This is a genomic window from Bacillus sp. FSL K6-3431, from assembly GCF_038002605.1.
Taxonomy (GTDB): Bacteria; Bacillota; Bacilli; order Bacillales; family Bacillaceae_C; genus Lederbergia.
In genome coordinates, this window is the sequence record NZ_JBBOCT010000001.1 from 470,063 (window position 1) to 482,086 (window position 12,024).

The window sequence follows — 12,024 nt, forward strand, 5'->3', positions numbered from 1 at the left end:
TATTGTACGGTTGACGGTACAATGCAGCATGTGAGACATATAGTAAAAAAATTACATATGTTCATATCCTTTTAATAATATAGAATTTAATAAATTTAAAATGGAATAATCTTCATTGATAGATCCAACTTAAAATATGAGGTGTACGAATGGTAAACATAAGAACGAGTAGTGCCATTGCCAATCACGAACCTGGTTGGAGAATCGAACATCAGCACAGTGCTGTAGAAATTTCAGTTGTATTTGAAGGCAAAGGTATGTTTTTTGCGGAGAATCAATCTAAAGAGATACAAGAAGGAAGCGTTGTCCTAGTACGAAAGAATGTCGACCATTGTTTTCAAGCAATCACTCCTATTCGTTTTGGTGTTTTAATGATTGATTATTTACCCGAAGGAACGACACAATTCTTCGAACAATTAATCACTACGAATCGGACCAAAATTATTTCAATTTCACCTTATGAACTCCATCAGTATTTATCGCTATTTAAAAACTGGTTAAGGACCATTTCTCAACCTTTTTTAAAAGAAAAAAATCTTCTTATAAAGAATTGGATAGAAATTTTACTATTAAATCTATTACAAAATGCTCATATGGGAGACAAAGTATTTTCCGTTTCACAGGCGGCGGATTTTATAAGAAATCATCTTGAACAAGATATTGTGATGAACAACCTCGCAGAACAAACTGGATTGTCAGAATCAACATTTAGAAGATATTTTAAAGAAGAATACGGTATCTCACCGAAACAATTTCAACAGCAATATAGAATGGCCGAGGCTAAATGGCTTCTCCGTTCTTCGGAAAAGTTCTTCCAGGAAATTGGAGAAAATGTCGGCTTTTCTTCTGTACACTCTTTCTCTTCCTGGTTTAAAAAATACGAAGGATTGAACCCTTCTGAATGGAGAAAGCAGCAACAAATCGGTTCAAACTAAGTTTTTTGACGGTTTTGAACAAATTTTTAACTGCTGTAGCTAAATACTCATTCAATCATGTCTTTTATAATAAATAGTGAAGATATGATTAAAGGAAGGATTGATAGTATGAAAGTCCAAATGGGAAAACATGAATTAGAGATGAACAGTGAATATTTAACAGAATTGCGTAGCTCAAATGACATTCTTGATGATTCGGATGCCTTAAGAAAGCGATTAAACGAAGATGGATACTTGCTCATTCGTAATTTTCATGATCGAAAAAAAGTTCTAGAGGCCCGCTATAATATTCTAGAGAAATTACAGCAAATGGGAAGACTGGATCCTAATGCCCCGTTAGAAGCAGGAGTGATAGGTCCGGAAGGAAAAGGAGCCGCTTTTATGGGGTTTTCCGAAAAATTGACAAAAGAAATTCCAGATGTAGTGGAGTTAAGTGAAAGTGATAGAGTAATGAAATTCTTTGATCGATTACTTGGTGGCGAGTCTCTTACTTATGATTTTAAATGGCCTCGTGCTGTGTCTAATGGAGGTAATACAGGAGCCCACTATGACAACGTATATATGGGACGTGGTACAAGGGATTTATACACATGTTGGACACCATTAGGTGATGTTTCGTTAGAAATGGGGCCACTCGTTGTGTGCCTAGGATCACAGAATTTTGAAAAAGTGAAAAATACGTATGGGGAAATGGATGTTGACCGTGATAATGTAGAAGGCGGCGGTTGGTTATCGGATGATCCTTATGAAATTGTTGAAAAATTTGGCGGAAAGTGGGCAACGACTTCTTTTAATGCAGGAGATGCTATCATATTCGGGATGTTTTTCTTACATGGATCGTTGAATAACACGACGAATCAATATCGATTGAGTATGGACACCCGTTATCAATTAAAAAGTGAGCCTGTTGATGAAAGATGGTTTGGAAAAGATGCTAAAGGTCACTATGCATGGGGGAAAGACAAAGGCAAAACGATTTCTGAAGCAAGAAAAGAGTGGGGAATATAAAACTAGTATCCATTCCTGGATTAGAACAATTTGAGGTTTGAACAAAAGTTTTATTTCGAACGGTGTTGGGTCAGTAAATAGCAAAGGCAAAAGAAGATATCTGAGTAGATGTCTTCTTTTTGTATCATTCACAATAACCAGATAAGGATTAATCTCACATGAGTACTGTCCTTATAGGATGTGCGGTGGTACACCTTGATCATCAGAGTAAGCCATAGAGTATCGCTGAATTCAGCGTTTTTGATTTAAGAGCGGCAAAAAACAAATATCTTGCTGAGGATTTAGAATATATACAGAGTTATAGTTAACCTTTTTTTGATAAAATAGGATTTAAAGGAAGGTGTTTCGGATTGGAAATGTGGGAAATTCTCCTTCATACACTGTTGATTAGATTAAGTTATTTTATTATCGGGTGAATTTGTTATTTTTTCACTTTTATTTTACGGCATTCAAGGTATTGTTCAGGTATCAAACTTAGGAGCAACGACCGAAAGCATTATGCCGCTATTTGATATTCTCGCTCGTAATCTCTTCCTACGCCAGTATATGAGACATAATTGGAGGGGATATTTCTATTGTAACGCTTGAGTGTCTTTATCTTTCTCCGCAAGGATTTAAGTAGATTTCCATTGGTTTTACACTTGGCGGATTAATGACCATGTTCGTTTTAAATATTCCATTCCTTTTTTACTCATACTTACGACGGGTAATTGGTTACACTATTGATTTACTTTCTATTACACCCTAAACAAATGCTATAGTCGTTCTGGAATTGGTTATATGGTGGGTGGCTTGAGCTTAATGCATAAGCAAGTTGGTCATTAGCCCGATTTATTAATATGTTTTTTATCGCATGTATTGTAATTTCTCCTGATGTCTCCAGATTTACACAGCTATTACTGTTAAATATTTTATGAAGGCTCTTAGAGATGTCATGGAAAACGGAACCTCTAATAGGTGTTGCTATAGCAATTTTCAATTCCGGTAAACAGTAAGAAGCATGTCTTTCGCCAGCTGGCGATAATCAGTTTACAACGATTGCCTTAGCTCGATCTGGTTCCGATTTGTTCGATGTAACTGCTCAAAAAGTCTGTTCGGAAGTGGGCGAGCGATTCACTTAGTATTAAAATATCAGTCTCAAATAATGCTTATCTCTAGAATACTAAGCATTTTTTATTTTTTATTCGTTTCTCATCTACTAGTAGCGTAGATGGGTTAAGTGTCAAAGTCTAAATAATAGCGGTACTTACTTCCGACATAAAAGCACTCTGTGTATTCATAGAAATTTTTGTTTTTTTGAGAAGTAAAGCGCACTCGTTTAAGAATTGGATCAGTATCTTTTACTTTTAGTACCTTTTTCAGTTCTTTTGTTGCAGAGACTGCTTCAATATACTCTCTTTCTTGGTTGACAACAATACCTAAACGACGTAGATAGTCATAAAAGGAGTCGTAATAATCCCTAGATTTTAAGGAATATTCTTTTTTATATGCTAGATACGTTTTAAAATATGCAAAAACATCATTTCCATCACCACGAACTCGTTTAAGAATCAATATCTCTTCTCCTACTTTGATATTGAGAAACTTTGCCACTTTTTGATCGGCATGTGAATGTTCGACCTCCGCAAAAACGGTCGTCGCATTTTTTCCCTGTTCTTGTAATTCTTGCGTAAACCCTTTGACAATTGTCGCATATTCGTCTTTGTTTGGTGTCATTGCTTTTACAAATGTTCCCTTTGCACGTTCGCGATATAATAAGTTTTCTCGCACCAATTCATCGATAGCTTTTCTGACAGTAATTCGGCTAACATGGTAATGTTCACACAGTTCCATTTCGGTAGGAATGCGTTGGCTTTCTTTCCATTTTTCCGTTTGAATATTTAAACGTAATTGATCAGCTATTTGCGCATAGAGTGGATAGGCTGTATCGTTATTAAGCATCATTTTTACTCCTTCAAAATTATCTTTGTTATGACATTATAACATAATTTAATAACCTTATGATTGCCTATTGTTATAACAATAGCTTGTAAACGTTGATTTAAGTGCCTTTTATAAAGACATTTTAGTTAGATTGGCTATGCTATAATCAGCATGCAGTTAATAAATACCGAAGGAGCATATATTATGTATAACTTTCGTCCTGAAATAAAGATAGAAAATGTATCTAAGGCTTGTTATGGTTATTCAGAAGTTAATGCAGAGTTAAAAAATAAGATCGATGCGTTACAATCTAATGTTATAACAATAGAATGTTATCCGACAATGAATGAAGAAGAATTGATTAATAAGTTGATTGCTCCTTTAAATCCAACCTTATTGATAGATGCGAGTGAATTATTTTATGATGTCAAAAAGATTAATAATATGATTGAAAGAAATATGACAGATGATCGTGTTTTCGGTTTAATGAGTCATCATTCATTCAGTGATTTCATCGATAGACAACAGGCGCATGCTTTGGAGCAGAAAATTTTACTGGCACTTAATAATGGTGAGCGAGTGGTCATATATGGTGTGGGTGCTAGTTTAGTATATCCAACAGACCTATTGATCTATGCGGATTTAGCAAGATGGGAAGTACAAACAAGATATCGTTCAGGAAAATATAGCAATTGGCAGGCAGATAATGCTGGTGAGGATTCTTTACGAATGATTAAAAGAGGATATTTCTTTGAGTGGCGTGTAGCTGATAAATTAAAAAAAGAAATATTTAACAAAATTGATTACTTTTTAGATACTCACATAGAAGGAGAGCCAAAGTTAATCGATGGTAAAAGTTATCAAGCGGCAATGAGCCAAATTGCTAAACAGCCCTTTTCTTTGGTGCCATTCTTTGATCCTGGTATTTGGGGTGGCCATTGGATGCAGGAAAAATTTAATTTTCGTCAAGATGATGTCAATTTAGCTTGGAGTTTTAATGGAGTGCCAGAAGAGAACAGTTTAATTTTAAATTTTGATGAAGTAAAAATGGAAGTGCCAGCTAATAATCTTGTATTTAGTCATCCGCTTGCTTTGTTAGGTGAAAGAGTCTATGGACGTTTTGGAGCAGAGTTTCCGATCAGATTTAATTTCCTAGATACAATTGGTGGCTCAAATTTAAGTTTACAAGTTCATCCAAAGACGGATTATGTTCAAGAAGTATTTGGGGCAAATTATACGCAAGATGAAAGTTATTACATACTAGAAGCACATGATCATGCGAAAATTTATTTAGGTCTGAAAAATGGTGTCAGTAAAGAACAGTTAATGACTGAATTAAACAAAGCAGCAAATGGGGAAGGTTCTTTTCCAGATGAAGAATTGATTTACCAACAAGAAGTAAAAAAACATGATCATTATTCGATTCCAGGTGGAACGATCCATTCAAGTGGTGCCGATTCAGTCGTTTTAGAAATCAGCTCTACACCAAATCGCTTTACATTTAAACTATGGGATTGGGATCGGGTCGATTTAGATGGATTGCCAAGGCCAGTCCATTTAAATCATGGTGAACCGAATATTGATATTACAAGGGATGAGGACTGGGTAAAAAAAGAATTGGTCAATCCTTTTGAAATCATTAATGAAGGTCCAGGTTGGCGAGAAGAACGAACTGGGTTGCATGAATCCGAGTTTATTGAAACAAGACGTCATACATTTTCCGTACCAGTCTTACATGAAAGTCACGGGAGTGTGAACGTATTTAATCTTGTTGAAGGGGAAGAAGCGATTGTTGAAAGTGTGAACGATTCATTCGCACCTTTTATCGTTCACTATGCTCAAACCTTTATTATCCCTGAGCAGATACAAGCATATAAAATTAGCCCTTATGGAAAAAGTAGCGGTAAGACCATTATGACCATTAAAGCATTTGTACGTTAAAGAAGGAGGAAGGACTTGTTGTTCAAACAATACTACCTATGCTTAGATGTCGGCGGTACTGAAATCAAGGTCAATATATTAAATAAGGCAAAACATCCTTTTTATACAGGAAATATTTGTTATCATTCCAAAGCCAGGCAGGATCAACATAGCATCCTCCAACATTTTAAAACTATCATAACGGAACACCTCCAAATCATGAATGAGAATGGTGCTGAATTATTAGGGATTGGCATTGCTTTCCCTGGTCCTTTTGATTACGAAAATGGAATCAGTTTGATACGAGGAATTAGGAAGTATGATGCTATTTATCAAGTCAATTTAAAAGAATTGATGATTCAGTGGATCGTTACGTTAGGTTTTAAAGCTACAACACCAATAATCTTTGAAAATGATGCGACTAGTTTTGCTACAGGAGAATATTATTACGGAGTAGCAAATGGGCAGAATAAAGGGATGTTCATCACATTAGGTACTGGGTGTGGCTCTACATTTATTGAGAATAATCGAATGGTCAAAAATAAGTATGGATTAAATCAAGATGGAATGGTCTTTGATACCCCTTTTTTAACTGGAACCATTGATGAATATCTGTCAGCAAAGGGATTAATGGAAATTGCCAAAGCAAATAATGTAACGAATGTAGATGGCTATCACCTCTTTGTAGCTGCTGAAAATGGGAATGTGATAGTACAACGGATTTTTAGCCAATTTGGGACACAAATAGCGCAAGGACTTCGTCCATTTATTCTGTCTTTTGCCCCAGATATATTAGTGTTTGGTGGTCAAATCAGTCACAGTTTAAAATGGATGATTGATAGTATGCAGGAGGAGCTAACAAGAGGTGGCGTACGATTGCCCCTCATTTGTAACTCGCTTGATACTAGTTTAGCAACGTTAACAGGTTTGGTTCAAACGTTAGAAAATGATCATAAAATATAGGAGTGTTGATTATGACTAAAAAGTGGAAAATCTATTTAATTCATCATTCACATACGGATATTGGATACACGGAACGCCAAGAGAAAATCGAACGTTTTCATGTCGATTATATAAAAAGAGTTATTCGTATTTTAGATGACATTACTTCGGGGAAAAAGCCAGAATGGACTGGCTATAAATATACATGTGAAAACTATTGGCAAGTAGAACAGTTTTTGAAGAATAGTAATAAAGAAGAACAAGATAAGTTTGAACATTATATTCATGAAGGCTTGATCGATATATCTTTAACATATTTAAATTTAACAGAGTTAGTAGACAACGATGTTTTAGCTAAAAAGTTAAGTGATGGGCGTAACTATGCTAATGAGAAACAAATGAAACTAAATTCTGCGATGACTGCTGATATTAATGGTTATTCATGGGGCTATGCTGAGGCAATGTATCAAAATGGGATTACAAACTTCTTCTCTTGTTTACATACACATCATGGAATGTTTCCTTTATATAAAAAACAAACGCCGTTTTGGTGGGAAACGCCAAATGGTCATAAAGTTTTAGTGTGGAATGGGGATCATTACCAACTTGGTAATGAATTTATGTTACTACCTAATACCAATATTTCTTATCAAATTCGTGACGAGTTCACTGGTGATTGGGATACGGATCAATTTGAAATTACAGAAGAGAGGGTTTTCAGATACGTTAAAAACTTGGAAACGGAAGGTTATCCATACTCCTTTGTTCCGGCAATGATTTCCGGTGTGATGACTGACAATGCTCCACCAAACCCAAGAATGATGGAAATTATTCATCATTTTAATGAGAAACATGGGGAGCAAATAGAGTTTGAAGTGGTCACTTTAAATCATTTCTTCGAGATTCTGCGTAATGAAACAATTGATATACCTACTTATGCTGGTGATTGGCCTGACTGGTGGGCTGACGGAGTCGGTTCGACACCTGCACCAACGAAGATTTACCGCGATGCCCAGCGGAAATATCAATTATCGAAGAAACTGGATCCTAATATGCAACTAGGTAATCCAACATTTTTCTCAGAGGCTGAGCATCAATTAATGATGTATGCAGAACACACTTGGGGCTACTCATCATCGGTGGGTGAACCTTGGAATACGTTAGTGAATGATTTAGATTATCGTAAAGGAGCCTATGCCGTAAACGCAAACTCACTTATTTCACGAAATCTAGATGAAGTATTAGCTAATTTAGGCGAAGAATCATTACAAGCTGATCGTGAGAAGTATTTTAAGATTATTAACCCGCATGAGCGTCCTGTTACTGATTATACTAAGGTTCATATTAAGCACTGGGAAGATGTGGATGGTGAATATTTTCATTTCAAACGAGACGGATTTATTGAGGTGGTAGATTGTCAAACAAACGAAATCCTATTGTCTCAAGTTGTAATGGTTCCAGGAGGAAATGAAATTGAATTTAAGATTTCCTTAGCTGCTAAAGAAGATCGCTTAGTTAAAGTTCGCCAAATAGTAGAGAAAACAGCTGGTGGAACGGAATTTAACCACGCCTATCGTGGAAATGATGGCGTGTCTGATTTTGCTCCATATCCTGGTTACCAGCAACCGGCGAATCATCATATTGTTGAAACAGATCACTACCGTATTATTTTTAATGATACAACAGGAATTGAACAAATGATTGCAAAAGCAACCGGAGCAAACTTGATACACCCTAATGCGGTTCATGCTCCTTTTACAGGTGTGTATGAAAAAACACCGATTACAACAGATGCATGCCAAGAACGACGCAGAATGGGGAGAAACCGTAAAGGTCGTATCACCGAGCGTGATGTTGCTAAATTGGTTGCCATTGATCAAGTGGCTGATGGCGCCGTTTATACTACAATAAAGATGGAGTTTGCCTTAGAGGGCACTAACATGTATATGGTAATGTTAAGGATTTATAAAGAATTACCGAAGATTGCAGTAACTGTTCGGATTCAAAAACAAAATGAGTGGGCACCGGAAAACTTATACATTCCACTGCCGTTTGGTGATGGTCAAAATCACGAACTATATGCAGAGAAAACAGGATCTATTTTTAGACCGACGATTGACCAAATTCCTGGGAGTAATATTGACTTTTATTTATTACAAAATGGCATGATCTTTAAAAACAAAAACCAAGATTTCATGGTCGCTCTAAAAGATAATCCATTAATTACCCTAGGAACTTTAGCGCATCATGAGATTGAATTAAGCAATGAACAGACAAAGATTAAAAATAAAGACCTTGTATATTCATGGGTGATGAATAACTTCTGGGAAACGAATTTCAAGGTTGATTTATCTGGTTTTTATGAATTCGACTATCAGTTATATCTTTCAGGAGACAATGAAACACCAGAAGCATTGATCGAGAAATGTCAGGAATTGAATGAAGGTTTGGTTGCTTTTGCATATAATCCGCAAGAGAATGAGATTGGATAAAAGAGAGGTGAATTAGGTAATGAAAAAGAAATTACATGTGGTATTTAAAACGCATTTAGATATTGGTTTTACCGATCTTGCAGAAAATGTAACAACCAAATATTTGGCTGATTTTATTCCTCGAGCTTTAGCAATTGGAGAAGCATTACCAACAAAATTTGTTTGGACCACAGGGTCATGGTTGATTGCTTATTATCTCAACCATCCAGAGGTGACCAAAGTAGATAAAGAAAGAATGGAGCAGGCGATCAAAAATGGCACAATTAAGTGGCATGGCTTACCTGTGACGACACACACAGAACTGATGGACCGTCGCTTGTTTGAGTATGGTTTATCGATTTCTAAGGCGCTTGATATGAAATATAATCAACAAACAATTGCGGCGAAAATGACAGATGTACCAGGACATTCGATTGCCATTGTTCCGTTAATGGCACAAGCAGGTTTGAAGTATTTACACATCGGTGTGAATGCTAGCTCTGCGATTCCAAACGTACCGGAAATGTTTGTTTGGCGTGCGAAAGATGGATCGGAAATTATTGTCCATTATGCACAAGATTATGGGGAAACCTTTATGCGTGATGGTTGGCAAAATATGCTGTATTTTGCCCATAGTCATGATAATCAAGGACCACCTAAAGATGCTGCAGAAGTGACTGAACTTTTTGCTAAATTAGCGGAAGAATATCCTGATGTAGAGTTGGTTGCATCAAGCCTAGATGAGTTTGCGAAAGTGGCATGGGCTAAAAAAGGTACTTTACCTGTTATTGAAGAAGAAATTGCTGATAGTTGGATTCATGGGGTTGCTTCTGATCCGAAGAAAATCGCAGAATATAAAATCCTATTAGATTTACGTGACACATGGTTAGATAGTGGTGCGATGGCGATTGATAGTCAGGAGTACAAAGACTTCTCAGAACAATTAATGTTAATTGCAGAACATACTTGGGGTGGTAATGGGAATGTTTTTTTACCAGATTATCGAAATTACCGATTAGCTGATTTTAAAGTAGCGAGAGCAAAAGATAAAATCACCTTTAATCATAATCGCAATACGATGGATTTTGCTGATTTAATGGCATTAATCAGCACCAATATTGAGAATCAAGCAGATGCGAATCGAAGGTCTTACCGTTTATATGAAGCGTCATGGCAAGAACAAAGAGAGTATGTGAATAAGGCGATCGCTGCTTTAAATCAGGAGCGTCGCCAAGAAGCCCTTGAAGCAGTTGACAGCAAACGTACAGCTATTTCACCTTTAGACAACAGCATAGAAGCCGTAATACCGGGTAAAACATATCAATTTGCTGGAGTAAGCCTTGCTTTTTCGACAACAGGGGGCATAAATCAGTTAGAGGTTAATGGGCATAGCTTACTAAAAGATGGCAAAGAATTTGGAAAACTATCTTATGAACGTTTTGACTTTGCGAACTATAGCAATTTTTTAAGCAAGTATAGTCGTTTAACTCGTTGGACATCTAGTTGGGCTTTAGTTGACTTTGCGAAACGCGGAATTGAGGCTTATCAAGAAATTAGACATGAGGTTTTAATGCCATCGATTGAACGATCGAGCATGAAGCAGCAAGGTGATATGATTGAGGTCGATTTTGATCTAGTCTTTACAACACACGAGCAAGAACAGTGGGGCGTACCTAAAAAGATAAGACTGACATATCAAATCAACTTAATAAGCAAAGAAATAGCTGGAAGTCTAAAATGGAATAGTAAAGAAGCCAACCGCATGCCTGAAGCATACTGGTTAGAGACTAGTTTAACTGTGGCTAATCCGTATCGCTGGAAAATGGCGAAATTAAATGAAAAACTTTCCCCTTATGATGTGGTTGTAAATGGGAATCGAAATATTCATGCCTTGACAAAAGAAGGCTTAACTTATCAAGGAATAGAAGGAAACTTCACGATTCATAGCTTCGATGCACCTTTATTCTCTTTAGGTCGTCGTGGATTACTAAACTTTGACAATAAACAACCATCATTAAATGATGGAATTTATGTGAATCTCTTTAACAACACGTGGGGGACCAATTTTCCAGCGTGGTTTGAAGACGATATGCTTTTCCGCTTTGGTGCAAAATTAGCTTGTTATGAGAATTAATTAGGATCAAAATTGATTATATAGCTGGAGTATCTTGTTGATAACTAGGCGAATCGAAAGACATTATTAATTAAATTTTATTTCGAATACCTAATGTTTTTATTATTGCTATCACAACCTATAATTTTTAGCTTTGTCTTATTCCATGATGAAGTAACTACCTTCAAAATGCTTTTTTAAGCACAAAGCGGTGTTTACAAACGATATAACTTTATTTAAAAAGTACGACTTTATTTCAAATCTAAATTTATTTGAACATCCGATTACTAATCTATGTTTTTTATTATATAAGAATAGCAACTTCACCAGGGAAGGCGTTCTTCATTTTCACTAGAGCATACAGCAGATAATCAATTTCGTTATTATGAATTTGCTAATTCAATGCTGATAGATAAATCGACAGTTGGTCAAAATATTACGACGCGTGAATGGACACATCTGGCTGTAACGAGAAATATTGCTAATAATAAAGTTACCGTCATTCAAGTTGGAGTTGTTATTGCTACTTTTAAAAATCTGGATTTGGCAGAGCAGGTTCCGCTAGAGTATCTTCATAGTATTGGTACGGATACAATAAATCAATACCATATAAGAGCAGAGGTAAGAAGTACGATTGTGGAATCATGTTCGCACACTAGATGAGATCAAAAATTATGCAAATACAGAAATTAAGGGTGAAGAAGGCTAAAAC

8 protein-coding genes are annotated in these 12,024 nt (G+C 36.1%); 7 read left to right on the plus strand and 1 reads right to left on the minus strand.

The genetic code is table 11. The features are described 5' to 3' along the window. The first annotated feature begins 149 nt into the window (after positions 1 to 149). Complete coding sequence (locus MHB53_RS02310; protein WP_340915522.1) at positions 150 to 935, plus strand: AraC family transcriptional regulator; 786 nt, start codon at positions 150 to 152, stop codon at positions 933 to 935. Positions 936 to 1,043: 108 nt separating this feature from the next. Beyond that, positions 1,044 to 1,943: a phytanoyl-CoA dioxygenase family protein gene (locus MHB53_RS02315; RefSeq protein ID WP_340915524.1), complete on the plus strand. Its 900-nt coding sequence runs from the start codon at positions 1,044 to 1,046 to the stop codon at positions 1,941 to 1,943. A gap of 1,215 nt (positions 1,944 to 3,158) precedes the next feature. Here MHB53_RS02315 and MHB53_RS02320 read toward each other — a convergent pair. Further along, on the minus strand, positions 3,159 to 3,884 hold the full coding sequence (locus MHB53_RS02320) for a GntR family transcriptional regulator (RefSeq protein ID WP_340915526.1): 726 nt from the start codon (positions 3,882 to 3,884) through the stop codon (positions 3,159 to 3,161). A 186-nt stretch (positions 3,885 to 4,070) separates the two neighbouring features. Here MHB53_RS02320 and MHB53_RS02325 point away from each other — a divergent pair, with 186 nt between their 5' ends. From MHB53_RS02325 to MHB53_RS02345, 5 genes are all read left to right on the plus strand, one after another. After that, entirely contained in the window at positions 4,071 to 5,807 is a 1,737-nt protein-coding gene (locus MHB53_RS02325) for a class I mannose-6-phosphate isomerase (RefSeq protein ID WP_340915528.1), read from the plus strand. 15 nt (positions 5,808 to 5,822) lie between these two features. Further along, entirely contained in the window at positions 5,823 to 6,749 is a 927-nt protein-coding gene (locus MHB53_RS02330) for an ROK family protein (RefSeq protein ID WP_340915529.1), read from the plus strand. A gap of 11 nt (positions 6,750 to 6,760) precedes the next feature. Next, the gene (locus tag MHB53_RS02335) at positions 6,761 to 9,220 is read left to right on the plus strand and encodes a glycoside hydrolase family 38 N-terminal domain-containing protein (RefSeq protein ID WP_340915531.1); all 2,460 of its coding nucleotides are present in this window, start codon (positions 6,761 to 6,763) and stop codon (positions 9,218 to 9,220) included. A 19-nt stretch (positions 9,221 to 9,239) separates the two neighbouring features. Further along, on the plus strand, positions 9,240 to 11,333 hold the full coding sequence (locus MHB53_RS02340; protein WP_340915533.1) for a DUF5054 domain-containing protein: 2,094 nt from the start codon (positions 9,240 to 9,242) through the stop codon (positions 11,331 to 11,333). Positions 11,334 to 11,714: 381 nt separating this feature from the next. Further along, positions 11,715 to 11,975, plus strand: a complete 261-nt coding sequence (locus MHB53_RS02345; RefSeq protein WP_340915535.1) for a hypothetical protein — start codon at positions 11,715 to 11,717, stop codon at positions 11,973 to 11,975. The last annotated feature ends 49 nt before the right edge of the window (positions 11,976 to 12,024 follow it).

Excerpts from the sequence above, each read along its gene's own strand:
- MHB53_RS02310 (WP_340915522.1), top strand. The coding sequence starts at position 150 with ATGGTAAACATAAGAACGAGTAGTGCCATTGCCAATCACGAACCTGGT.
- MHB53_RS02315 (WP_340915524.1), top strand. The coding sequence starts at position 1,044 with ATGAAAGTCCAAATGGGAAAACATGAATTAGAGATGAACAGTGAATAT.
- MHB53_RS02320 (WP_340915526.1), bottom strand. The coding sequence starts at position 3,884 with ATGCTTAATAACGATACAGCCTATCCACTCTATGCGCAAATAGCTGAT.
- MHB53_RS02325 (WP_340915528.1), top strand. The coding sequence starts at position 4,071 with ATGTATAACTTTCGTCCTGAAATAAAGATAGAAAATGTATCTAAGGCT.
- MHB53_RS02335 (WP_340915531.1), top strand. The coding sequence starts at position 6,761 with ATGACTAAAAAGTGGAAAATCTATTTAATTCATCATTCACATACGGAT.
- MHB53_RS02340 (WP_340915533.1), top strand. The coding sequence starts at position 9,240 with ATGAAAAAGAAATTACATGTGGTATTTAAAACGCATTTAGATATTGGT.
- MHB53_RS02345 (WP_340915535.1), top strand. The coding sequence starts at position 11,715 with ATGCTGATAGATAAATCGACAGTTGGTCAAAATATTACGACGCGTGAA.